This is a genomic window from Lutispora sp. QWL-02 (assembly GCF_058315355.1).
In genome coordinates this window covers 675,001-700,480 of sequence record NZ_CM177762.1, presented here as the reverse complement: position 1 = coordinate 700,480, position 25,480 = coordinate 675,001, and the positions used below count along the sequence as shown (strand labels likewise).

The 25,480-nt window shown below is 42.1% G+C and carries 23 protein-coding genes; 14 read left to right on the top strand and 9 right to left on the bottom strand.

Annotation, left to right across the window (positions count from 1 at the left end; all coding sequences use genetic code 11):
* The first annotated feature begins 180 nt into the window (after positions 1-180).
* From AC4HCY_RS03045 to AC4HCY_RS03005, 9 genes are all read left to right on the top strand, one after another.
* Complete coding sequence (locus AC4HCY_RS03045) at positions 181-522, top strand: GyrI-like domain-containing protein (RefSeq protein ID WP_333783319.1); 342 nt, start codon at positions 181-183, stop codon at positions 520-522.
* A 390-nt stretch (positions 523-912) separates the two neighbouring features.
* A complete protein-coding gene (locus AC4HCY_RS03040) occupies positions 913-1,272 on the top strand; it encodes a BlaI/MecI/CopY family transcriptional regulator (protein ID WP_323432392.1) in 360 nt (119 codons plus the stop codon).
* Between the two features lies 1 nt (position 1,273).
* Positions 1,274-2,839, top strand: coding sequence for a M56 family metallopeptidase (locus AC4HCY_RS03035; protein ID WP_491095356.1), 1,566 nt, complete (start codon positions 1,274-1,276; stop codon positions 2,837-2,839).
* A complete protein-coding gene (locus AC4HCY_RS03030) occupies positions 2,829-3,638 on the top strand; it encodes a TraX family protein (RefSeq protein ID WP_323432394.1) in 810 nt (269 codons plus the stop codon). Before AC4HCY_RS03035 ends, AC4HCY_RS03030 begins: the two co-directional genes overlap by 11 nt.
* Positions 3,639-4,274: 636 nt before the next feature.
* On the top strand, positions 4,275-4,808 hold the full coding sequence (locus AC4HCY_RS03025; RefSeq protein WP_491095355.1) for a putative immunity protein: 534 nt from the start codon (positions 4,275-4,277) through the stop codon (positions 4,806-4,808).
* Positions 4,809-5,100: 292 nt separating this feature from the next.
* Positions 5,101-5,346 carry a TM1266 family iron-only hydrogenase system putative regulator gene (locus AC4HCY_RS03020; RefSeq protein WP_255229333.1) on the top strand — a complete coding sequence of 82 codons (246 nt, stop codon included), beginning with the start codon at positions 5,101-5,103 and terminating at the stop codon, positions 5,344-5,346.
* An 18-nt stretch (positions 5,347-5,364) separates the two neighbouring features.
* Positions 5,365-6,570 (top strand): [FeFe] hydrogenase H-cluster maturation GTPase HydF, encoded by a 1,206-nt coding sequence (gene hydF / locus AC4HCY_RS03015; RefSeq protein WP_323432397.1) that lies wholly within the window; start codon positions 5,365-5,367, stop codon positions 6,568-6,570.
* Positions 6,571-6,669: 99 nt separating this feature from the next.
* Positions 6,670-7,317, top strand: coding sequence for a GNAT family N-acetyltransferase (locus AC4HCY_RS03010; RefSeq protein ID WP_323432398.1), 648 nt, complete (start codon positions 6,670-6,672; stop codon positions 7,315-7,317).
* 26 nt (positions 7,318-7,343) lie between these two features.
* Positions 7,344-8,753 (top strand): PIG-L deacetylase family protein, encoded by a 1,410-nt coding sequence (locus tag AC4HCY_RS03005; RefSeq protein ID WP_491095354.1) that lies wholly within the window; start codon positions 7,344-7,346, stop codon positions 8,751-8,753.
* Positions 8,754-8,760: 7 nt separating this feature from the next.
* Here the strand turns inward: AC4HCY_RS03005 and AC4HCY_RS03000 are convergent, their stop codons facing one another.
* Positions 8,761-9,360, bottom strand: a complete 600-nt coding sequence (locus AC4HCY_RS03000) for an ABC transporter ATP-binding protein (RefSeq protein ID WP_491095353.1) — start codon at positions 9,358-9,360, stop codon at positions 8,761-8,763.
* A gap of 14 nt (positions 9,361-9,374) precedes the next feature.
* The gene (locus AC4HCY_RS02995) at positions 9,375-9,878 is read right to left on the bottom strand and encodes an ABC transporter permease (protein WP_323432402.1); all 504 of its coding nucleotides are present in this window, start codon (positions 9,876-9,878) and stop codon (positions 9,375-9,377) included.
* Positions 9,879-10,152: 274 nt separating this feature from the next.
* On the opposite strand from AC4HCY_RS02995, the gene AC4HCY_RS02990 reads away from it, so the two are divergent.
* Together AC4HCY_RS02990 and dsdA are read left to right on the top strand one after the other, a co-directional pair.
* Positions 10,153-11,352, top strand: a complete 1,200-nt coding sequence (locus AC4HCY_RS02990; RefSeq protein WP_323432403.1) for a M15 family metallopeptidase — start codon at positions 10,153-10,155, stop codon at positions 11,350-11,352.
* 19 nt (positions 11,353-11,371) lie between these two features.
* Entirely contained in the window at positions 11,372-12,703 is a 1,332-nt protein-coding gene (dsdA, locus tag AC4HCY_RS02985) for a D-serine ammonia-lyase (RefSeq protein WP_323432404.1), read from the top strand.
* Between the two features lie 18 nt (positions 12,704-12,721).
* Here dsdA and AC4HCY_RS02980 read toward each other — a convergent pair whose 3' ends face one another.
* From AC4HCY_RS02980 to AC4HCY_RS02955, 6 genes are all read right to left on the bottom strand, one after another.
* Positions 12,722-13,720: an HD-GYP domain-containing protein gene (locus AC4HCY_RS02980; RefSeq protein WP_323432405.1), complete on the bottom strand. Its 999-nt coding sequence runs from the start codon at positions 13,718-13,720 to the stop codon at positions 12,722-12,724.
* A gap of 374 nt (positions 13,721-14,094) precedes the next feature.
* Positions 14,095-15,714 (bottom strand): putative manganese-dependent inorganic diphosphatase, encoded by a 1,620-nt coding sequence (locus tag AC4HCY_RS02975; RefSeq protein WP_491095352.1) that lies wholly within the window; start codon positions 15,712-15,714, stop codon positions 14,095-14,097.
* Between the two features lie 86 nt (positions 15,715-15,800).
* Positions 15,801-17,501, bottom strand: coding sequence for a methyl-accepting chemotaxis protein (locus AC4HCY_RS02970; RefSeq protein ID WP_323432407.1), 1,701 nt, complete (start codon positions 17,499-17,501; stop codon positions 15,801-15,803).
* Positions 17,502-17,526: 25 nt separating this feature from the next.
* Entirely contained in the window at positions 17,527-20,424 is a 2,898-nt protein-coding gene (locus AC4HCY_RS02965) for a family 10 glycosylhydrolase (RefSeq protein WP_323432408.1), read from the bottom strand.
* Positions 20,425-20,775: 351 nt separating this feature from the next.
* Positions 20,776-21,495 carry a permease gene (locus AC4HCY_RS02960; RefSeq protein WP_323432409.1) on the bottom strand — a complete coding sequence of 240 codons (720 nt, stop codon included), beginning with the start codon at positions 21,493-21,495 and terminating at the stop codon, positions 20,776-20,778.
* Positions 21,492-21,989 carry a permease gene (locus tag AC4HCY_RS02955; protein ID WP_323432410.1) on the bottom strand — a complete coding sequence of 166 codons (498 nt, stop codon included), beginning with the start codon at positions 21,987-21,989 and terminating at the stop codon, positions 21,492-21,494. The genes AC4HCY_RS02960 and AC4HCY_RS02955 overlap by 4 nt, the downstream gene beginning before the upstream one ends.
* A gap of 116 nt (positions 21,990-22,105) precedes the next feature.
* On the opposite strand from AC4HCY_RS02955, the gene AC4HCY_RS02950 reads away from it, so the two are divergent.
* The 3 genes from AC4HCY_RS02950 to AC4HCY_RS02940 all read left to right on the top strand — a co-directional run bounded on the left by AC4HCY_RS02950 (position 22,106) and on the right by AC4HCY_RS02940 (position 23,739).
* Positions 22,106-22,822, top strand: a complete 717-nt coding sequence (locus tag AC4HCY_RS02950) for a Crp/Fnr family transcriptional regulator (RefSeq protein WP_323432411.1) — start codon at positions 22,106-22,108, stop codon at positions 22,820-22,822.
* Between the two features lie 115 nt (positions 22,823-22,937).
* Positions 22,938-23,147, top strand: a complete 210-nt coding sequence (locus AC4HCY_RS02945; protein WP_323432412.1) for a hypothetical protein — start codon at positions 22,938-22,940, stop codon at positions 23,145-23,147.
* Positions 23,137-23,739, top strand: a complete 603-nt coding sequence (locus AC4HCY_RS02940) for a transposase (protein WP_323432413.1) — start codon at positions 23,137-23,139, stop codon at positions 23,737-23,739. The genes AC4HCY_RS02945 and AC4HCY_RS02940 overlap by 11 nt, the downstream gene beginning before the upstream one ends.
* A gap of 989 nt (positions 23,740-24,728) precedes the next feature.
* On the opposite strand, the gene AC4HCY_RS02935 is transcribed toward AC4HCY_RS02940, so the two are convergent.
* Positions 24,729-25,445 carry an N-acyl homoserine lactonase family protein gene (locus tag AC4HCY_RS02935; RefSeq protein WP_323432414.1) on the bottom strand — a complete coding sequence of 239 codons (717 nt, stop codon included), beginning with the start codon at positions 25,443-25,445 and terminating at the stop codon, positions 24,729-24,731.
* Positions 25,446-25,480: the final 35 nt, after the last annotated feature.

The following is a 25,480-nucleotide window of genomic DNA, read 5'->3' as shown; positions in this document are numbered from 1 at the left end:
TTATTAATTATAGCGTCAGGGAAATCGCTGCTTTCAGTGGCATCACATTTAACCGGCGGAGACACAATTCCTCTTTTGGAGAACGGCGTCTGTACACCAAGCTCTCTTTTTGGTGCAGTCATTGAGAGGACAGTCATATCTAAAACCACTATCATAATTTAAGGAGCTGATGTAAATGGAATGGATTACAGGATCGAGAAAAAGGACGCATTTCGCATTGTGGGCATCAGCGCCCCGCTGGAAGCTGAGATTGAAAAGAACTTTGAAACGGTGCCCCTGTTCTGGGGAAAGGCTGCACAGGACGGCACTATCCCGAAGCTGTGTGACAAAATGAACAGCCAGCCTATGGGCATTCTGGGAGTCAGTGCCTGCAGTGATACAGCTGAAAACTGGCGGTATTATATAGCTGCTGCCAGCACAGCCGAAGCTGGAGAGTTCGAAGAATACATGGTCCCGGCCTTTACATGGGCTATTTTCAGTGTTTTGGTTACAATACCAACATTGGTTGCACCTTTGAGGTAATGATAGATAACCATATATTTATTTTACATGCTTTTGCCGTGATGTTTACATTGAGCTGATTGAAGCTATTAGTTTACTGCGGTAAAATTATTTATTATAGACATTGATAAAAATCGAAAGGTTCACCAATATGACAACTTATAATAAATTCAATAGATTAAATATTTACACTTTGCCACTTGGCATTGAACGATGTAATAACGAAAATGTGTAATTTTGCACGCCCAGAGGTGCTAAAATCATTGGCTGGGCGGTCAGAAGATGCTTACTATGTCTTTTTTATTTTTAGCTGTTTTTGCCTGCAATCATTTAAATTCCTTGACAAATTGAGACTATCGCGATAGTCTAATAGCATAAAGACTATTGAAATAGTCCGAAAGGAGGATTTGTATGAATCTCAAGCTATTTGACTCTGAGCTTAAAATCATGGAGGTTTTATGGGAAAAGGGCAATCTGCCAGCCCGCGATATCGTAGATGTACTGACAGAGCGTGTGGGCTGGAACAAAAACACCACCTATACGGTCATCAAAAAATGTATTGAAAAAGGTGCCATTAAACGGGAAGAGCCAGGCTTTTTATGCAAGCCGCTGGTGACAAAAGATGAAGTACAGCAGAGCGAAACGGAGCAGCTCATTGATAAAATGTTCGGCGGCTCCAGTGAATTGTTCTTCTCGGCATTTCTTAAAAATCAGGGTATTTCAGAAACGGAAGCCAATCGGCTTGCCAAACTGATTGAGGAGGCCAAATAAAATGCTGCATTTCAGAATGGATATGCCCCTTTACCTGATGGCACTGTATGGCAGTATGATGATTGCGGTCGTTCTCCTGCTTCGGGGCCTTTTGCGAAATCGCCTGCCCAAATTTGTTTTTCCTCTACTGTGGGGGTTGGTGCTGGTGCGGTTGCTGATTCCTTTTTCCCTATCCAGCCCCATTAGTGCACCGGTTCCAGAGTGGCAGATGAGGCTTTCCAAAAATCCCGCTGTTTACGTTGTAGAAAATGCAGTCACCACAAATGTAACTGCTCAGGAAGACATGGATTACAGCTTTGCAGAGAGTACCGATGGTCAACTGGTGCTGATGAGCGTTTTCATCTTAGGGGCCGCGGCAACAGCGGGGATTTTACTGTCTCAGAAACTCCGGTATTCCAGGAGACTAAAAAACAGTCTACTGGTGGAACATAATCAAACCATTAACACCATGCTTCGTGATATGGGTATGGGTCATATCCTTGTATTCACCAGCGATGAAATCGCCTCTCCACTGGTTTGTGGAATTTGGAATCCGCATATCTATCTGCCTGCGGGTATGGATTTCCGTCTGTCCCAGACCTTACGGCATATTCTCTCTCATGAAACCATGCACATTAAACGCAAGGATAACTGGACAAAATTGGTTATGCTGCTTGCCTTATGCCTGCACTGGTATAATCCGCTGGTATGGCTCATGTCAAAATTCCTATCCTCAGATTTGGAGGTCGCCTGTGATGCCGCTGTCCTCCGGCAGACCGGAGTGGACGAACGGCAAAGCTATGCTGCCAGCCTTCTTTCTATGGCGATTACCGGCAATCGTTCCACGCTACTCTACAGCGCCTTTTCAAAAACTGAGGTGGAGCGCCGTATTAAGAATGTTCTTGGATACAAGAGGGCGACTGCCTTCGTCTTAACCCTTTCAATACTGTTTATACTGTGCACCACCATTGTGTTTGCAACCGGAGGACAAGCGCCGTTTTCAGCCCATTTCAGCAGCTATTGCTCCAGCACATCCTCCCGGTGGGGTGTCAAAGCAGGGCTTACAAGAGACATCGCATTCGGCGAAAACGCAGATCGTCGTGCTGACAATACAATTCTTGATGTGTTGGATGCTGACACCTCCAACGATCCTGACATCATTGCCAATCGGGTGCAGGCAGCGCTGGCAGAAGAATTCAAAGTAGAAAAAGGCGCATTCCGAGTGGTTGTTGGCCTTTGTCTGGATGCGGATATGGTTGCGCGGGAATATGCAAGCCAAGGTATCACCAAGGGACAGGATGGGTATTATCTTTACAACGGTGAGGCAGTTCGAGCCTATACCGACGAAATGCTGGGTATGGTGCAGACTCAGGAGAAAGGTGTAGTGGATATCTCCGTACAACGGAATCGCTTGGGGGAAATCACCTCGGTCACGGTTTTGAGAAAAGGAGACGCTGCGTTTGATCAGCACAGCAAAAAAATCGAGCGAAGCAATCGCTATAATACGGTTATCTCTTCTGGTGCCGTAACGGAGCAGGTTACTGTTATCGAAGATAAAATCGGAGGTAACTTTTTAGATGAACAGTAAGCAACTAAAAAACCTCGCACTTGCCTCTATGTTCTTTGATCACTGGATACGGATTTTCCCGCTATCGGACGCTATTGTTCCTGTGGCAGATTGGCTCTCCTCCATTGGGCAGGAGTCGCTGGGTATTTGGATTATGTCGTGGATTCCCCACCTGCTATCCTATTTTGGCAGAGTGGCAGCACCTGTATTCATGTTCTGTATTGTTGAGGGATTTCTGCATACTCGCGATATTAAAAGGTATATCTTACGCATTTTTGCCACATCACTTCTTTCCCAGCTTCCTTATATTCTGTTTGATTTGGCGGAAGGTCGGATGTATGGTGTCATGGCAGACTGGAAAGAGGTGCCTCTAAACATCCTGTTCACTTTAGGCTTAGGATTGCTTGCCCTCTGGGGCTATTCCAAATGTGGGGAAAAAGGGTATAAGATGTTTGGGGTCGGTATCATTGTACTGGCTGGCGTACTGGCACGATTATTGCGGTTTGAGGGCAATGAGGGGTACATCTTTATTATCTTCATGTTCTATGTGATGAGGAACAGGCTGATATGGCAAAAGGCACTGGTCTTTCTTCCGGTACTAATCCTCGCCCGTTACAGGCTGGTCGTCTATACGCTGGGAAACTTGAATATGCTGCGGGGCTGCATCCTGAATGTGTTTGGACCCTATCTCGGTGTTTTGGCGGTTTGCTTCTATTCCGGTGAAAAAGGGAACATCGGAAAAAGATTTCAGCGGTTTGTATATGCATTCTATCCGCTTCATTTATTTGTTCTGGCTATGGTTGGATATTTAAGAGCATGATATGATATCGATATACAAGAGAAGAATTAGAGGAAGCTCTACAAATTGTTTCTTCAGCTATCAGCAGATGTGAAACATACAGCCGAAGCTATAGAGCAGGCTTGGGTAGAAATCTTCCCGGTATTATCCGAAAGCGGCTATCCCTGTACTTTTCTGCTACATCCAAAGTACCTGCCGGACAATACTTGAATATAGACGGTGGAAAACTGTAGCAACACATAGTACAATATTGACAAACAAAATACAAAAGACACCATTAACACAAGTTAAAGGGTTTTATTCAGAATTTCTTCCATTGCTTGGCAAATATCTTCATAGGAAATATCATCAGCATAAGCAAAGTCACGTTGGTATCGCCTCCAAAAATCTATAAGGCGAGAACTGCTTTTTATTTCATCCATAATAGTTTCAAGATTATAAGCCAAAACAGTGATAGAACGCTCATCAAACATAAGCTGAAAAGAGTATTCAACTTCTCGCGGGGTTATTTTGTATCCCGTAGTTACATCAACAGTTAGTGGAACTTTCAGGGGAAGGTAATCAGCGGACAAACTTACACGGATACGTTGACAATAAGGCGGGTGAAAGCCCTGCAGACAGCGGTAACATTGATAACAAGAGAATTGGAGGATGTTTATGGCAAAGAAAATCCGTAAAATGCTCGGTGATGTAAACGCACCGGAAGTGGCCTCTTTGATGCGGCTGATCGATACGCAGAGCAAGTCTACCATCTGCAAGTGGTGTATAGATTACGCCGAAGCTCACATTTTGCCAATATTTGAGAAGCATTGTCCCGGTGACAGCCGGCCCGGAAATGCGCTGAATGCTGCTCGCGACTACCTTGACGGCAAAGTGAAGTTTCCTGTGGTCAAGAACATCATACTAAACGAGTGCCATGCCGCCGCTCGTGAGCTTAACTCTGATCCGGCGGCGCAAGCGGCGGCACGTGCTTGCGGGCAGAGCTCGGCGGTGGTCCATACGCTGTCGCATTCACTCGGGCTTTACTTCTACGGTGCGGCGGCTGTTGCCTATGACCGTGTAGGGACAAACGAAACTGCCGAGATGTATGACCGAATCGCCAGGGAAGTATGTGCAGACATAACGGCGGCGCTTCGCACTATCGCTGTAGAAAACGAACCTAATCCGGCAAAGATAAAATGGAAGTGCTGAGTATGGGAATGAGGTGCAATGCAAAATGAACGAAAAATGCTATGAATACGATGCCATCAGGAGCGGCTTGCCGTCAATGCCTTGTTAATTTATTGACAATATCTTTGCGGTGATATACACTTAAATCAACGGTTGGATTGGATATATCCGGCTCATCCGTTTGCTTAAAATAATCTAAACCTGATTGTCGGGATGTTCCGGGCAAAAGGGAGAGGAGGAGATATTGTTATTTCTGCCTTTCGTTTTTGCGGAAGGCTTTTTTAATTGCAAGCATTCAAATGGAGGGATTTTTATGGAAACAAGGATCGGCGTAGTGGGCATAGTTGTTGAAGATCTTGAAAACAGCTCTATGGTTAATGCCGTGCTTCACGATTTTGCAGAAATAATCGTGGGCAGAATGGGCATACCTTACAGAGGAAAGGGCATATCCGTGATTTCTCTCATTGTGGACGGAACCACCGACCAGATAAGTGCTATGACAGGCAAGCTGGGAAAAATAGCTGGCGTAACCGTTAAGTCGGCTATGACAAAAAAGTAATATATTAGGAGGATCATTATGCAGGATACACCTAAAGCAAACCGCCTTCATATAGCGGTCTTCGGCAGGAGAAATGCCGGAAAATCAAGCCTTATAAATGCAATAACAGGTCAAAGCCTTGCATTGGTATCTCCTGTGGCGGGAACAACCACAGATCCGGTATATAAGGCTATGGAGCTTCTTCCCCTGGGCCCGGTCATGCTCATAGATACTGCGGGCCTTGATGACGAGGGAGAAATAGGCAGGCTGAGAACGGAGAAATCGATAAAGGTTATGGATTACGCCGATTTGGCGCTGCTGGTATTTGACCCCCTATCCGGCGATGCTTCAATGGAGGAGCTTTGGTTCGAAGATTTAAAAGCTAAAAACATACCTGCCATAGGCGTAATAAATAAAATTGATATGCTGGAAAATGGCCATGGCATAGATGCAGAGGCAAGGCTCAAGGAAAGCTTTGATATACCTTTTGTAGCTGTAAGCGCAAAGGAAAAATCAAATATAGACGGGCTTCTGGAAGCTATTATACAATATGCGCCCGCTGATTTCGAAAGAAGCACCATTGTGGGAGATATAATAGGAGAAAAAGCTCTTGTGCTCCTTGTAGCCCCTCAGGACATACAGGCTCCCAAGGGAAGGCTTATATTGCCCCAGGTTCAGGTCATGAGAGACCTTCTGGACCACAATGCTCAAATCATGACCGTAAAGGATAGCGAATTGAAGAATGCCTTAGAGTCCCTCTCCAGGAAGCCGGATTTGGTCATTACCGACTCCCAGGTATTTAAAAAAGTCAATGAAATAATACCCGAAGATATACCTCTGACATCTTTTTCAATACTGATGTCCCGCTATAAGGGCGATCTTGGTATGCTTGTGGAGGGTGCAAGAGCCATAAACCGCCTGGAGCCCGGAGATAAGGTGCTCATATCCGAAGCCTGCACCCATCATGCACTAAAAAATGACATAGCAAGAGAAAAGATACCCGCATGGCTTTCAGCCAGGGCAGGAGGCCCTTTGGAAATAAAGGTCGTATCAGGCGGCGATTTCCCCGATGATCTATCTTCTTATAAGCTCATAGTCCACTGCGGCTCCTGCATGATAAACAGCAGGCAGTTTATGAGCAGGCTATATAAGGCAAAGGCTGCAGGCGTACCGATAACCAATTTCGGCACAGCCATCGCCCATCTCAACGGGATACTTGAAAGGGTTACAGAAATGCTTCTGTAGCCCTGCTTCTCTAAAAGGCATTTCTTATAGTTGAATTAGTCCTTCAACACCTGTAAAATTTATAATAACAGCAAATCTTATTTTTTCGGAGGTATTTTTATGGCAAATATAGAGATACGAAGATATTCAAGCCGAGATAAGAAACGGATAATTGATATTTGCTATAAAACCGGCTATATGGGAGAAGATCTGACCCCTTTAAATTTATTTAATGATAGAAATTTGTTCGCCCAATTGTTCTGCCTTTATTATCTTAGATATGAAGCCGACAATTGCTTTGTCGCCGCTTTAAATGACGAAGCAGTAGGTTATATAATCGGCGCAACAAACACTAAAAGGCAAAGGATATGCTTTGCCTTATTGGCGGCAGCCCCTATACTATTGAGATCGCTTTTCTATACCTCCTGGAAATACCCTGAATCCTTTAAGGCTTTCATGCATTTTGTTTCCAATGGAGATCTCAGCAGTGAGCCTGAAAAACTAAATGCAAATTATCCCGCTCACCTGCATATAAATATCTTACCCGAATACCAGCATTTAGGCATAGGCTCTTCCTTATTAAAAGCCTTTGAAAAAGAAATGGCAAAGAAGAACATCAGAGGAATACATCTTAAAACCTCTAATAAGAATGGCAAGGCTATACCCTTCTATATAAAAAACGGATACTCCATAATATATGAAAAAGAAGAAAGGGTCTGGAAGGGTGTAAATGACTATAAAGGTTTGATATTCGGCAAGAAGCTTTGATTTAGGCAACATTAGGAGGGCATGGCATGAAAAAAAGATTAAAGATTTTTATTCTCTTTATCGCTACTGCTATAGTATGTTTCGTTGCCACATTCTTTGGCAAGGAATTTATAATAAACTATATTGAATCCTACAAGCTTTCTGATATTGATATACCCGATAAAGACTCAAAAGTGCTGGTATTTGCTCCCCATAGCGATGATGAGGTCTTGGGCTCAGGAGAGCTTATTAGAGCTACGCTGCAAAACGGCGGGGAGGTAAAGGTGGTTTTAATCACAAATGGTGATGGAAGCAGATCCACCATGGAGCTGGATTATTTCAACTTTAACCCCAAAGCAATGAATTATATTGATTTGGGACTTAGGAGGCAGCAGGAATCAATAGATGCCTTAAAAGTTCTTGGTTTAGATGAAAAAAATATAATTTTTCTGGGCTACCCCGATGGAGGCATATCTCGCCTGTGGGGCAGCTATTGGGATCACAGCACCCCCTATACAAGCCCTTTTACAAAAGTTGATAGGTCTCCCTACGACAACAGCTTCACTCCAAATGCCGTATACTCAGGTGAAAGCCTTATGGCTGATATGATAAGGATAATCAATGATTATAACCCCACTCATATTATTTATCCCCATCCCAATGACAGACATCCCGACCATTGGGCTGTCAACTGCTTTGTAAAGCATGTCCTTGCCGTCCTTCAATATAAGCCTTCGTACGAATGGTTGTACTTAGTGCATAGAGGCGATTGGCCTACTCCCATGAAAAAAAATATAAATATGTATCTGGTACCGCCTGCGAAGCTTTCCAATACGGGCACCCAGTGGTATGGCTTCATGATAAGCTATGATGATATATTAAACAAATCAACGGCTATCCACTGCTATAAATCCCAACTAAGGACCCTCAGGCCATTGATGACCGGCTTTGAAAGAAAAAATGAACTTTTTGGAGTCTATGATAATGCACAGCTGGCAAAGAGCATGAGAAGTGATGTTGATATTGAGCCGGACGACGGCAACAGATTGATCATCGATCCCCTGAAGGACACATTAGCCCTGGAAATCAGCAAAGCTGCTGATATATCCGAAATTTATGGGGAGATATCCGGCACCAAAAATTTGCATGTATTTATTGAAGCTTATGCAAATATAGATAAAAAGCTCCAATACAATCTTGGGCTTTTCTTATACGGGAGTGAAAAGATATCAAGGCTTGATGTGGAAATCAAGGATGGAAAAGCATCTCTAAAGCAGGTTTCCAAACAATCGATTACGAACGGTGAGGGGCTTATCGTTAATATTGAGGGTAAGATCATCCATATAGTAATCCCCCATAATATTACGGGGGATTACTATCACGCCTTTATAAATGCCTATACATCAAAAAACTCCGTATTGATAGACAAAACAGCATGGAGAATGCTGGATAATTAAGCTTTTATCATGCTTGGGACTTCGGACCTACCCCTTCCCTCAGCTCACCCCATATTGTTGAGAAAAGCCTCATAAAGTCTTGAGTTTTTCGTATCTCCATCATATTCCTCGGCCGCGGCAAATCGATATCGTATATCTTTTTTACTGTCCCCGGATGAGCGGTCATTAGCATAATATGATCCGACAGGAACAACGCCTCATCAATGCTGTGGGTGATGAATACCACGGTCTTTCGGTTTTCTTCCCATATCTGGATAAGCTCCTGCTGCAATATCAGGCGATTCTGCTCATCCAGCGAAGCAAAGGGCTCATCCATCAAAAGCATCTCAGGATCATTGGCAAAGGCCCGGGCTATGCTGACCCTCTGCCTCATGCCGCCTGAAAGCTGGTGAGGGTAGCTGTAAGCAAACTTTTCCAATCCCGCCAGGACCCTCAACAGCGTGGTTTTGCCGCATCCGCTGGGCCCGACGAAGCACCAGAACTCTCCTTCATCGATCTGGAGGCTTATATCATGAAAGGCTGTTATTTCTTTCTTCCTAATAAAGAACGACTTGCCCAATCCTTCTATCTTTATTTTCCTCCGCTGATTCCCTGCTATTTCACTCATATAACATCTTCCCTTCAATCCCGCTTCCACGGAATGATCCAGTGCTCTACTTCATCCAGGGCTATGGTAAATACATATCCGAGGAAGGACATAACAATAAAGGAAACATACATCTCAGGGATGTTGAATATGGCATAGGATTCCCATATGCGGTAGCCGATGCCTCCTACAGCTCCGTTCATCTCCGCTGCAACAATCAAGAGCAAAGCCATGCCCATGCCTAATTTTATCCCTGCAAATATCATAGGCAGGGCCCCCGGCAGAGCTACGGTCAGGTAATAGTTTCTCCGATCCGCCCCATAATTTTTGGCCACATCCCAGTAAATCCTGTCCAGATTGACTACCCCGGCTACTGTATTTATGAGTACAAGGAAAAAAGTACCCAGAGCTATGATCACCATCTTTTCCAATTCTGTCAGCCCAAATATGATCATAATTAGAGGCATCAAGGCTAATTTCCGTATGGGATACAAGGCGGCAACAATCGGGTCCAAAAGCGCCTTGCCGTGTTTATCCATTACCATCACCCCTGATTTATTATTTTGCTTCCATAGCTTTGCTGCTCTACGCAAAGCTAAAGCTTACAAAATAAAAGGTTATTACAATATATTCCCCATGCTCTTTGCAGGTGCATAATCATGCCATGCAACAAATAGCTAAATATCCAGCACTTTCCACCAATAACCGGTCCTCAATAGCGCTTTATGCCTATTTTTGTTGCTTTTCCAATGGAATTGACTTAAACTAAAATCACAGCAGATACTAAACAGACTCTAGGAGGAATATTTGAAAATGAGGAATGTAAAATCTAAAAAATTCACATTGATTGCAGCAGCTATTATACTAGTCCTCTCTTTTACCATAGTTCTTGCTGCGCAAAACAAGGACATAACCTGGTTTTCCATATTTGAGGGCAATAGCTATAAGCTGCGGCTGGAAAGCGGCATTAAAAAGCTTGAAAAAACAGACACAGCCATACTTCTTGGTACAGAAGATCTTAAAGCTCTGCTGGCTGAAAAAAACAAAGCGGCTGAAGTATATATGGACTTGAATACTGATATGTATGATGTTGATGAAAAAGGAAGGATCATGCTCCCCATAAGCGAAGAAAAAAACTATGATCTTGGGAAGGTCTTTTTTATGGGCAGCAATGGTTGGACAGCCCGTAATATTGATATTGCAATAGATGACAGCAAATATTTATCGGCAGCGGATGCCAAAGGCTATGAGTCCGTTTTGAAGGACCAGGCTCCGGATTATCATTCAAGGCTGGTAAATCAGAACAACACTTTGCCTGACGGCTATAACAACGAGAACCTTGTCACAATAAAAGGCGTGCAAGCCATCATAAGCAACAAAGGGATGAGGCTTGACAAAGTTACTCTGGAAGCGTTGAAAATAATGCTGGATAAAGCAGCAGCAGATGGAGTAAAGGGCTTTGTTTTAAACAGCACCTATAGGTCCTATTCAGAGCAGAAAAATTTATTTGACTATCGATTTAATGAAAGAAAAGCCAGCGGTGCTGCCAACCCCTATGAAGAAGCTTCAAAAGTGGTGGCCTATCCCGGAACCAGCGAGCATCAAACCGGCATGGCCCTGGACATACTCAGTGTCGAATATCCCAAAGGCAGTGTTTTTTCACAATCAAAGGAGTATGCATGGTTAAAGGAGAACTGCTGGGATTACGGCTTTATCCCGAGATATCCCGAGGAGAAGACGGAGAAGACAAGGATAAGCTTTGAGCCGTGGCACTATAGATATATCGGAAAGCCGCTGTCTCTATACGCAAAGCAAACGGACCTTTGCCTTGAGGAGCTTGTGGAAAGCCTCCAGAAAAATAAGTTTACAAGTTTTAAGGCTTCTGATGAAGATGTTTATTTGTTTATGCTCATAAAAAAAGGCCAGGATTTTATAATGGAAGACGGATTGAATGTGGATTATACACTAATGGAATTAACGGAAGAGGATAACCTGATTGTGATCAATAAATAAGGAAAGGAGATGTATGACGATGAATGCTTCAGGACCCGCTCTTATGGACAAAATCAAAGAGACAAAGGAAGTTTTCTGGCTCAATCCTAAGTATGAAAGCAAATCTATCTCTGAAGCCGGCGGCCTCACAATGACGGATATGCTGGACGCAGAGGCTAGGCTTAAGCGTTTTGCACCTTATATTGCATCGGTTTTCCCTGACACCGCAGAAAATTCAGGCATAATAGAATCTCCTCTATTGGAAATATCCAATATGAAAGATGCATTGGAGGGATTTGATAGACCCATTCTGGGAAAGTTGCTGCTAAAGTGCGATAGTCACCTTCCCATATCCGGTTCCATAAAGGCCAGAGGAGGAATATATGAAGTCCTCAAGCACGCTGAAAAACTGGCCTTAGAAGAAGGCATGCTTTCACCGGAGGCCGATTATTCCATACTGGATGAAAAACGCTTCAAAGAGCTTTTCTCCAGGCATAAAATTGCCGTAGGTTCTACAGGCAATCTGGGCCTGAGCATAGGGATAATGAGCGCAGCCCTTGGCTTCAAGGTTTTTGTCCACATGTCCTCCGATGCTAGGCAGTGGAAGAAAGACCTGTTAAGACGCAAGGGTGTAACTATTGTGGAGTATGCTTCGGACTACAGCAAAGCTGTCGAAGAAGGACGGAAGCAATCCGACTCAGACCCCTCCAGCTATTTCATTGACGATGAAAATTCAAAGGACTTATTTCTTGGCTATTCTGTATCGGCATTAAGACTGCAAAATCAAATGAAGGATTTAGGAATAAAGGCAGATAAAGATCATCCCTTATTCGTTTATATCCCTTGCGGAGTAGGCGGCGGCCCCGGCGGCGTCGCTTTTGGCCTCAAAATGATCTTTGGCCCCCATGTCCATTGTTTTTTCGCGGAGCCCACCCATTCACCCTGCATGCTCGCAGGGATGATGACAGGCCTCCACAATCAAATATCTGTACAGGATCTGGGGATAGACAATATCACCGAGGCGGACGGCCTCGCTGTAGGAAGGCCATCAGGCTTTGTGGGTAAAACCATGGAAAGCCTCCTGAGCGGCATATATACCGTGGAGGATAGAGAGTTGTACAAGCTTCTGGCTACATTGGCGGATACAGAAAATATATATATTGAGCCTTCTGCTGCCGCAGGTTTTCCGGGACCTTCATGGCTCTTGAACAGCCCCTGCGGTCAAGAGTATATCAGATCCTCAGGATTATCCGATAAGATGGGCAACTCTTCTCATATAGTGTGGGCAACGGGAGGAAGCATGGTGCCGGACACAATAAAGATGAGCTACTACCACAAAGGAAAAGCATATAAAAGAGCGGAGTCCAAATGATTCCGCTCACAATTTTTCCTAATCTATCACGCTATCAATATTGATCTTATCCTCTCTTGAAAGATCGATATAGCTTGAGTCTACGCAAAGTACAGGCTTTGTTATATTATGGGGAGGAACATATACGACCCTTCCCTGTTTGCCGTTATCAAGCTTCACATTGATGCCTGTAAAGTTGGCTGCCAGGCTGTTAAGGAATACATATAGTATGTTTAGATCAAAGATACTGATACCTATGGATAAGAACATTTTGAAGGCTTCAAATGGTGTTGTCCTTTTTTTATATGGCCGGTCTGAAGTCATAGCATCATAGACGTCCGCTATTGCTACAATTTTTGTATATAATCCTATATAGTCACTGGGAATGCTGAGAGGATATCCCGAACCGTCCACCCTTTCATGATGGAGCAAAACGGCTTTCTTGACTTCTGCATCGATTTCCTTTGTTTGCAGCAGTATGTCATATCCGTATACCGTATGCTTTTTTATCAGTTCAAACTCTTCAACAGTCAGCTTGCCTTTTTTTTTCAGTATATCAGCAGGTATCATGGTTTTTCCTATGTCATGCAGCAGCCCGGCTTGAATGAGCTTTATCGTGTCATCATAGCCCAAGCCCAGCCATTTTCCCATGAGCATACAATAAAATCCTACATTTATGCAATGATTATATGTATATTCATCCGCTTGCCGTATATCCCTCAAGCATGCAACTATCTCATCGCATTTATCGATGTTTTTATATATCAGCCCCTGGATCTCAATGATTTTATTATAATCAAGAGTTTTGCCCGCAGAAAGATCTGTCAAGACTTCCTTTATCTTGAGGACAGCTTGCCGATAGTCTTTTTCAAATTCCTCGCAGGATTTTTCAGCACCTTCATTTCCCTCTTCATTTTGAGAGTAAACATCCACCATAACAATTTCCATCTCAATAAGCTTTTCTATGATATAATCATTCACCACAGTATCTTTGGTAACTAACGCAACTCCCTGTTCATTTAATATATCCTCAGACAAAACAGTTCCTTCCGAGCATTCACATATATGCACTTTCATTGTATAAATCCAAACCTTTCTCAATTATTTTGACAGATACGTATATAAATAACATTCTAAGGTTCAGATGCAGTTGATCTGAACCTTAGAATACTCTATTTAAAAAGCTTTGCGTCACTTTATAAAAGCGAAAAGTTTATGCGTCTTCTCTTTTAATTCGGCAACGGTTAGCTATCGGGGCAAAGAAGTGATTTTCATTTTCTAGTAGAAGTTACAAATATATTATATATGGCAAATAATTCCTTGTCAATATTTGTGCCATATCATCATATTTTGCATAGTTTAATAGCTAAGGAGCCTATTAAAAAAAGCGGAGTCTTAATTCTCCGCTTTTATCATCTCAGCATCCTTATCGCTTCCGCTATCTTGGGTATTACTTGCTTCTTCCGGGAAACCACATCCTTTACAAAAGCTCCCTGCTCCCCTTCCACCTCAAAGGATAGCGGTATGAGAGCCGAGTTGGCGCTTCGGTGCAATAGGTATGAGCCTTCTTTTATTATATCCGTAACCAGCAGCAAGGTCAGATGATAATTATTGCGCGTATGAACCTTGCTGATGAAATCAATGAACTGCTCCTTACGGCTGAATACACTGCCCATATCCAATGTAAATACCTGCCCGATACCAACTCTCTCGGATTCTATCTGGAACTCCTTAAAGTCCCTGTAAAATATTTCTTCTATGCTGTAGCCCTCCAAAGATGTCCCAGCTTTGAACATGTCCATGGAATAAGACTCCAGATCCAAATTCACAATATTGTTTAATTCGCGGACAGCTTTTCTATCCCAATCTGTCGCTGTAGGTGATTTCAAAAACAATGTATCGGAAATTATTCCGGAAAGCAATATTCCTGCTATATCATAGGGAATTTCCACCCCTTTTGACTCAAACATGCCGTAGATAATCGTGCAGGTACTGCCTACGGGGGCATTCCTGAAGCTTATGGGCATTGAGGTAGATATGTCTCCCAGCTTGTGATGATCTATTATCTCCAATATCTCTGTTTCATGCAGCCCTTCAGCACTTTGAGCATATTCATTATGATCCACCAAAATGACCTTTTTCTTTTTGGGATTGATGATATGCTTTTTACCCATAAGGCCTAAGAAAAATCCCTTGGAATCAACTATAGGAAAGTTTCTGTAATTTGTCTGGAGCATTTCATCCCTTATATCTTCCAGATACTCTTCCTCATGAAATTGTAGAATGTTTCTTGTCTTCATTATTGATGATATAAAGTTGCATTGAGATATAAGCTTGGAAACAGTGTAGGTATCCATGGATACCGAAATCATGTTCACTGACTTGGCTTTAGCCATATTGATATATTTCTCGGGTATCTCCATATTGCCCGTTACGAGGATGAGTTGTACACCGATATTGATAGCTTCTTCGATTACTGCATAACGATCTCCTACGATTATTATATCATCCTTCCCAAAGCTCCTGTTTCCTTTAATTGTATCGCTGTACAGAGCCGCTACCTTAATTCTTCCGTATATTTCGTTGCTTCCTTGAGACAAGGCTATTCCTTCAAGATCGTTAATAATATTATCCAAAGTGGTGTTTAACATATAGAAGTCACCCTTTATAATACCCATAGCAATATCCTTCATGGTTACAATCCCCGCCAAGTGATTTGATTCGTCAACTATGGGGAGGGTTTTGAGGCTTTTTTCATCCATAATCTTATAAGCCCTGAGTATGGATGTTTCGGGTGATATAGGCGCGGTCCTGTCATAATCCAAATCCATGACTTGTATTTTTACATTATTGATCAATGGCGGCTCAGGGACTTTAAAATATTCCAGTATGAATTTTGATTCATTATTCAGCTCTCCCAATAAACCGGGAACAGTATTGTGGCCTGTACTATTCTTCAGATAGGATAATGCGACAGCGGATGCCATAGAATCCGTGTCCGGGTTTTTATGTCCAAAAATAAGTGTACTCATTTATAATATATCTCCTACTCCCTGCAATATATATTTAGGCCTGTAGGCAAATTCAAAAGGTGTGGCTTCATTGCTGACTCCGCTCATCACAATCTGAATCTTGATACGTTGGTCTGAAGGCCTTCGGATAACTTTGCCAGCTCCTGGGCTGCATTAGCCACTTCCTCCATGGACGCAGCTTGCTCTTCAGAAGCTGCGCTTATTTCTTCTCCTGAAGCCGCAGTCTCTTCGGCTACTGATGCAATACCCTGAATCGATTCATTCATGGATTGGCTGTGGCCGGCAATCTGCTGTACCGATGCGCTTAACTCCTGTATTTCACCGGTCACATTATTTATTTCTCCAAATATCAGATCAAAGTATTTCTCTGTATTGTTTACGGCCGTTACCCCTTGCAGTACATGGTCCATAGTTAGATTCATCACATCAACCACTCGTTTGGTTTCACCCTGTATGCTGCCGATAATATCTGCAATCTGTATGGCAGAGGTTGATGATTGCTCAGCCAGCTTTCTTATCTCATCTGCAACCACTGCAAAGCCTCTGCCTTGTTCCCCGGCACGAGCTGCTTCAATGGCCGCATTCAGAGCAAGGAGATTGGTTTGTTCGGAGATCTCTCTTATTACTTCAACTATCTCTCCGATTTTTTCGGATTCACTTCCCAATAATTTGACACTCTCCGCCGATTCTTCCGTCACCTTTCTTATGCTTTGCATCTTTTCAACTGCATTCTGGACTTCGCCCAAACCGCTATCGGCTTCTTTCGCAACATTTGAACTTACCGCAGATACGGTATTGGCATTTTCTGCAGCCTGCTGTATGCTGGACGCTATCTGTTCCACCACTACGCTTGCTGCAGAGGCATCCTCTGCTTGCTTGGAAGCCCCGATAGCTAATTGATTTATGGTAGAAGCCATCTCCTGGGTTGCAGAAGTAGCCTCTTCCGAAGATGCCGAAAGCTTCTGGCTGGAGGAAGCTACCTGCTGAGAGGCGTCCAGCACGTTCCTTATTACTGCCCTTAAGCCTTCCGTCATCCTATTGAATGAATTTCCCAGCTCACCTATTTCATCATTATTCCTTACCTTTACGGCTTGGATGGACAGATCCCCTTCCGCAATCATCCTTGCAGCTCCGGCTATATGCAGTATAGGCCTGGCTATTATATAAGAAATATATGATGCGGTCCCAATGCTGAAAAGTATGCTGATCCCAATGATGATCATGGTTATGGATCTGATCCTGTCGTATGCTTCCTCACCATCTGTGTAAGCCTTAAGGCCTAATTGGTTTTTCAGCTCGACAAGCGCATTGATCTCCGATTCTATCCTTTCGGCATAGAGGCGGTTGTTCATCGCCTGAATATGAGCTTCTTCAACATTGCTGTCCCTGGCTAATTCAATAACCTTTTCTTCATTTTGCTTCAACTGGCTCCATAAGCTCGTTATCTCATAATACCTTTGCTTGGCTTCATCGGATGCCGCCGTTTCATTGAAGCCTTCCAGGTTTTTTTCAAAGTTCTCTATCCCCATCCTCATACTGTCAGCGTAACTATTCTTTTCCGATTCTTCCGTTGATAATATCAGATTGTTTCGGTCTCTTGCCAATGAAACCAGATTGACTTGTGCTTCCTTTATATAAACAATACCTTTAAGATGCATATCATACAAAACATCCAGCTCATTATTAACTGATGCAAGATTATAGATGGAAAATGCACCTAGTACTACAATCAAAATAATTAAAACTCCGAATCCTAAAAATAGCTTTTTTCTTACTGTCAATTTCATTATGATTCTCCTATCTAGCATTATTTTATTCTGTATAATATTTCAATATAGTCTGAGCCAGGCTCTTCGCAAGGATACTCTGCTCATCATCGTCGATGAGCCACTCGAATTCGGCGGGATTGGGAACGAATCCGCTTTCCAGCAATATGGAAGGAGTCCAGGTGCCCCTGAACACATAGAAGCTTTTCTTATGGATGCCCTTGTCATTTCTGTTCAAGCTTTTTATAGTATCGTAATGGATCTCCTCAGCAATGGGATAAGCATGCGCATCCCTATAAAATACGGAAAATCCATTCACCTTTGAAATATCAATATTATCCGCCATGCTGTTAGAATGTATTGAAATGAAAAGGTCGGGCTTTGCAGTCTTTGATGCAGCCAGTCGCTCCTCCAGGGATACCGCTTTATCCTCTGTCCTCGTCATTAAAACCTGAGCTCCCAAGCTCTCAAGCTCATACTTGAGCTTCATGGCGGTTTTAAGATTGATCACTTTCTCAGAATATTCCTTCCCCAAGGGGCCGACTGCACCTAAGCTGTCCCCCCCATGCCCCGGGTCAAGCATTATCCTGATACCGCTTAAAGGATAAGGTCCGGATTTCCCGCTTACAGGTCTTTTTATATTAAGGATTATATCCTTGTCCGTTTTCTCTATATAGTAGCCTGCTATATTTTGATCCTTCTTCAGCTTTAATATATACTCTCCATCTCCTTCTTTGACTTTTGTTTCAACGCATGACAGCAAAGCTCCCTCCGGCAGCTTTGGCAAGACCCCTTCAGCCAATCCCGCTATCGCAAGCCTCAACTCGCCATTTTCATAGCTTGCCACAGCCAGAGAAGGTGTTGAAATGCCAAGGGTAAGCTTATCCCAGCTCTCCCCGGCGGTGTATGTGACTTTGCTGACTTTGGCTCTCATCCGGCTCTGGCCTGTATAAGTCCTGACACTTTTCTTATCCACCCACTGTCCCATGGCCAGGCGGACATAATCTCCCGTCATGCCTGTAGCATAATCGGTCATGCCCTTTTGCAGCTCATGGATCCCGCCGTTGTTACCATCAGGTGCCGGATAGGTAAATATTCCGTTCGCAATAACCTCGGCATAGTAGGGAGAGTTTTTCATCACAACACCTATCTTTGCAGGAGCCTTTACTGAATTCGTCATCCCTTTATAGCTCATCTTATAAACCGGTGCTCCAAGGTCGACATTTCTTGGATTACCTGTATATGAAGGAATGGTATACGCATAGGTAAAGGCAGCAGAATATATGCCTCCATCTATAGCCTTTGTCGTTGAGGAGGGATCCATTGCATAGCTTTTCCCGCCTATTGCAACCGTAACCTTTGATCCTATGGGAGCCTGGCAGGACAGGATTATTTTCTCTCCCGGCATTCTAAGCTCCTGGCTTCGGGGAAAAACAGAAGAAGAAAGTATTTCTGCCTTTTTCATTTTCTCCGGTGGCTTTGAAGCTGCTTCTTTAAAAATAGAAACAGCGGAGCTTGACCCTTCCTGAGAAAAGGCAAAGGTATTGGCTCCTTCTTTAAGCTTGACTAAGATACCAAAAAATCCCTGGGAGGATCTGTTCTCTACAGGCTCTCCATTCAACAGCAAGGGTTTTTCCGGATCGGATGAACCGCATATATAATATTGATCATATCTTGTTTTTATATCATCCCCGGGCACGGCAATACTGACAGGAATCCCTGCCTGAATCTCATCCCTTTTCCCATAATAAGCCTGCAGAAGGGAAAAAAGCGGGGGATTTTTAGCTATGGAGCTATAGTTGTAAAATACGCTGCCCTTTATCTCCGGGTTTTGAGAATTCATATCAAGCTGCTTTTCTATCTCTCCCACGCCATACCATGGGCTTGCAGGATCACTATTCAGCGCACGGTAAGCAGCTTGTCCTATATATAAATCAACACCCGTTCCTTTAGCAACATCTATCCACCAGGCTGCCAGCTTCTCATAATCTGCGATGGAATAGCCGATATTCCAATACAGCTGGGGGATGATATAGTCTATGGTCTTCTCTTTCACCCATTTTCTTGTATCTGCAAAATGCTCATAATAGGTTTGAGCTCCCCTTGTGTCGCTTCCCAGAGAGTTGGAGCTCTTGTTGGCCCATATGCCGAAGGGGCTGATGCCAAATCGGACAGCCGGCGAGTGCATTTTTAGGGTTTCAGATATTTCGCTTACAAGCAAGTTGATATTTTCTCTGCGCCAGTCATTTATATCCTTAAAGCTTTTTCCATACCTGGAATAGGCATCCTTGTCATCAAAGCTTTTCCCCGGATAAAAATAATCATCCATATGTATGCCGTCCACCTCATAATTTTGTACAATTTCCATCACACTGTCAGTTATATATTTTCTCACCACAGGTATCCCCGGATTGAGATAAAGATTTCCGTCTCCGTGCTTTACTACCCAATCAGGATTCCTTACAGCGGGATTGGCAGGATCTAAAGAATTGATATCATGCTTTGGCTCAGATATGGTCTTCTTTGTGACTCTATAGGGATTGATCCATGCATGAAGCTCTATTCCCCTTTTATGGGCCTCTGCAACCCAAAATTCGAGAGGGTCGAAGCCCCCGCCGGGCGCTAAACCTTGCCGGCCTGTCAGATACTTGGACCAGGGATAGAACCGGGACTTATAAAGAGCGTCTCCGGAAGGGCGAACCTGCAAAAAAACTGCATTCATTCCCAACCTTTTCGCATCATCCAGTATTTTTACCGCTTCTTGCTTCAGGACCTCTGCATCCGCTGAAGGCTTAGACGGATAGTCAATATTCAGCACAGTGGCTACCCAAATACCGCTGAAACCCTTTTCATCAAGAGGCTCTGCCTTGGCGTATCCGCTATTTAAAGGGATCGCCATTGCTATGACTGCTGCTAAAATGATCAGCTTAAATAGTTTCTTCATTATTATTAACCACTCCTCTTGCAATATTTATCCTATAAGCACGATATATGTCATAATTATATCCTTTTTATCCAAATATGTCATGTGTCAATTGCATTACATGCATAAGAATATATGTTATCAGCATATTTATGCTTCTTAAGCATTGAATAAATTTCTATATTCGTACAAATAATGAATATAGGCGATTCAACGAAAAATAGCCGGCATCATTCCGCACAAAACAAAAGAAGCAAAAGGTACGATTCCTTTTGCTTCTTTTGTTTATTCAATGACTAAAATCTTTTCAATAAAGCCCACCGAGCATTTATCTTAACCGAGGCAATACCAGCTTTGCGCTTACTCTACTTTTTATAATGTATAATTTATAGCCTTTGCCGGGCATGCTTCAGCCGCTTTGCTTACTTTAGCAGCAATAGGCCCCGCAGTAGCTTCATTTCTTGCCAAAGCTTTTTTATTATCCATGTAAAATATCTTGGGACATATATTCACACATACACCGCAGCCTATGCAATAATCTTGATTTACGCTTACTGCCTGGCTATCAGCTTCCAGTTCCTGAGGCATATCTTCTTTCTTAACGGCCTTAGCTATAAAATATGCCATTATAAATATGGATATAGTGGTCAATACCCATCTAATAGCCATAAATTTGGGCCCCAAGAATTTTGCCTCATTGGCAAGCATAGGCACTTTAATTACCGCCCAGGTACTGAGCACAATCACTATATTGGCTATGCCTGCACCTTTTTTCAGCAGCATCCTGCACACGGGAAAAGCCGCATAAATAGGCCCCGCTGAAAAGCTGCCCAATAAAAATGCAAATATATTGCCCTTAAAGCCAGATTTTTCTCCAAAGCTGTTGATTATTACCTCTTTAGGCACCCAGGCTTCTGCAAGAGAAGTAAGAATAAATATTACAGGCATTATCATAAGCATTTCGAAAACATAATACATACTGTTGTTTACAGCTGCAAGAGCTTTGTCAGGCACTGTTGCAAACAATATCCCGTAAGCCAAAATCACTGCGGATAAAAGCTTATTCTTTTTAACTTTTTCAAATATCTTCATGCTATAACCCCCATAATAAATGCAATAATTAATGCGAATACAAAGCTCAGTGAGTTCCTCCATAATGCAAATTTGAGACCCAGTTCCTTCTTTTCCAATGGAAAGGTCACAAAGCCTACCATGGTAAGGGTTGTCAAGAATGCTACGGCAGGTACTATGCTGGCGCCAACTTTGACCAATGAGCCCACTAATGGAAAGGCAATGAATGCCGGTATTAAAGTGACGCTGCCTGCAAGAGCGGATATGACTGTGGCAAGAAATACATTGGATTTGCCCAAAAATGTTTTTATAGTCTCCGGTGGTACAAAGGTTAGGATCAAGCCTATGAGAAAAAGTATTCCCATGAGATCTCCCAATAGTCCGCCCATCATGCCCTTTGCCAGCTTCGTGGAGTTCAAAGTCTTCTTTTTGTCCTTAAAAAGAAAAAATAAGAATAAAACTACTGTAATAGCCCATAACGATAAAGTAAAAACATCTAGCTTTGGAAATTTCATCTGACAACCTCCTATTTTAGTAATATTTATTATCCTATATAACTCTGTTAATGTTATAATAAAAACAAAATAAAAACAGTTACCAAGGTAACTAATCATCATAAATAGGAGATATTATGAGTATAAAAGAGTGTACCAATCTGCTTAGAGCAAATCCTTTATTCAGAAATCTGTCAGATGAAGAAATAAAACACATTATTAGTGGAAATAGCTATAGGATCGGTAAATACAAGAAAGGCTCTGTTTTATACTTTCAGAATGAAAAGTGCAGCACTTCGGACTTGATGCTATCCGGCTCAGTGGTGGTCCAAAGTATTAATGATGATGGAAATGTCCTAACAGTATCTGAATTCTCAAAAGGGGATATTATAGGGCTAAACCTCCTGTTTTCTCAAAAAGACCATTATCCCATGACCATAATTGCAAAATCAGATTCTACAATCCTTCATATGAAAAAAGAAATAATACTGGAATTATCCATGAAAAATAAGAACTTCTTGCTTATGCTGCTTCAGTACTTATCAGACCGATCTGTTTTTCTCACGGACAAAATAAAACTCATATCAGGCAAAAGCATAAGACAGCTGATATTGGACTTTCTTGCCTTTGAATGTCATGTCCAGGGAAGCAATAGAATAAAACTCACCATAACAAAAAAAGAACTGGCAGAAAGATTCGGAATACAAAGGACCTCCCTCTCCCGGGAATTGCAAAAAATGAGAGAGGAAGGCATGATTGACTATGATAGGGATTGGATGGAGACAAACGTGCCGAACAAACGTGCCTGGGAAAGCTCCGAAAAAGTAGAATGTGCGAGTAAATATACATCATAATTCATATATACTCACATGCACTTTCCTAAACCTTCCTAAAAATTCTTCAATACTAGTCCAAAATATGATATGATAATAGTAGTAAAAGCATTGAAAATAGGGAGGTTTAGGGCACATGTTAGGGAAAAATAGCGGTCAAATTGATATTTTTAATAATATAATATTTGAAAGATTAATACCCAAGGACCACCTATTGGTTAAAATAGACTCAATAATAGATTTTTCCTTTGTTTATGATAAGGCTCCGCTAATGATGCTAAAAATCTTGCTATTAGAATACCTATATAACCTTTCGGACGTAGAAGAATTTAAAATTGGAACCTGAAGAAATATCAGCCTACAAAGTATATGGAACTATTGAAAACAGAGCATACCCAAAAGATAATAAGATTGTTTCAAACATTGCATTTTATGAAGAGTCCAGTAGAGAGGTAAAGTTTTATGGAATAAAAGAATTTAAGCTGTCAGAAGATCTCAATACTGCTACTTGCCCCAACGGTGTTACTACAGAAAACTATATTATTGCTAAAGATAAGCCTAGTAACACAGAATTTAAAGTATTTAAATTTGATAACAGAACCTGTAAACAGTGCCCATTAAAAGAAGAATGCCTGTATAAGGACAAAAACGGAAAACCCCAAGGTGGTGGAAGAAGACTTAAAATTCCAGTAAGATATGATGCTGTGTTAAAGGATCAAAAACATGTTGAAACAAAAGAATTTGAAGAAACCATTAACAAACGGTTTAAAATTGAAAGAAGATTTGCCACCATGGCAAGGAATCATGGGCTTCGGAGAAGCCGATACCTAAAGCTAAAAAGATCGGGTATACATATAACTTTAGCAAACATGGCATGCAATATAATAAGGATGGTAAATATACTTTGCCATCCTAGCATTGCCACCACCCAAAATTGAAGAGCTCCTATAAAGGAGCTCTGGAAAAAGGCTACAATCAGGCTTATAAGCTAAAATGCAAAATTTATTACCAGTTACAGGTAAACTATGATAAATAACTGTTAATGTCATTAAATATTTATTCAGTGCTAGGAAAACTCCAGCTTTTGCGGGCTATTTTTCGGAGCTTTCCCCGGCACCATAGTTAGATAGTTATTGATTGAACAAACTCATAAAACCACCGGCCTCGAACAGCTAAAGCTCTAGCAGAGAAATTATAGTGTCCGGTTAGTTATGTGCTCATTAGATTGACCAAGATAATCCGCACAGTATCAATCTTTACATAACTGCTTAAGTTTTGTACAAATGACTTAGGTGCTACCTATGCCTCCGGGCATTCTGTGGAAAAAATGTGCGAGATACTTAAAGTGCCCCGGAATGGTTACTATGACTGGCTGGACAGGCCAGTTCCAAAAAGAGAAGGCAAGCAGAAAAGAATACTTGATATTATCATAAAAACCCATAATAAGCATGAAATGTGGTGAGTAGATTCTATCTGCGCAGAGATAAATAAAACTATAAAATTTAGTCTTGATATCGTATACCGGCTAATGAAGAAAAGCAGCATAAATATTACTATGGAAGTACTGCTTATTTATAAAGCAACTTGAATTTCTTATGATGTCAAGGGAAGCGTTAGCTGTTCATTTAACCCTTGAGATCACAAGAAATTCAAGCAGTCCATTTATCAAGACTGAAAACACGCACAATGATTACCGTCACACGAACGAAGATTACGAGTTGTAAATAAAAACAATCAACACGGTTTTGGATAACCGATCACAAAACGGTCGATGCTTCAAAACGGCATTGATACCGAAAACCAACCTTTTGTAGCATTCAGGACATTTGTTTTCCTAATATAACCGGTTCAACTGAGCCATTGGTAGACATATCAACGGTTCTCCGTGGCTCAGTTTCCTATGATCCTTTCGCCTTGCCATCACCTTTCATTGGTAACAACCTTGAGTGAAAACCTTAAAATCGTGTCCAGGCAGTACCTTCTTTTTCATACGTTTAATACGTTCCATTTGATTATAGTATTCTATCAAATCTGTATGTACACCATTCGGTATCATGGGTTCGCTCTCGTAACATTCATACAATGCAATACAATCTCCAGTAATCATGTATTCTTCTTCTTTTGTTTCGATCAGCACGCTTTGAGATCCAGGACTATGTCCAGGTGTCGATAAAAGAGAAATCCCGGGGAGCAAATCACAATCTCCATGAACAGTATTATAATTTGTTTCACGAATCATCGCAGCATTATATCCACCTTTATGAATTGGCAAAGGTGCGAAAGCATATTGCAATTCCACCAATTGTACAAAAAACTCTGCATTTGTGAATAGATGGTTACTGCCGATGTGATCCCAGTGCAAATGTGTTGAAATCACATGTGTTACTTCTTCAGGCAAAACTCCTATACGCCGCAAAGATCTTTCCATGGTCTGTTTAGGCGTCTGCATATATGGCAAATAATGAAGACCATCTGCCGGAATCCCTCCAGTGTCAACCATGATTTTATGGAACCCATCCGTGAGGTACCAAGCTATTATAGGATACTCTTCTTCCGTGCCCGGGTCTTTCATATAGGCCATATTGATTTTAGGTCGTACTATTGTGCCAAGGTGAAGCGGATAAATAACATATTTCCCTCTCATAATTAAGCTCCTTACGGCTGAATGCCTTTTAATCA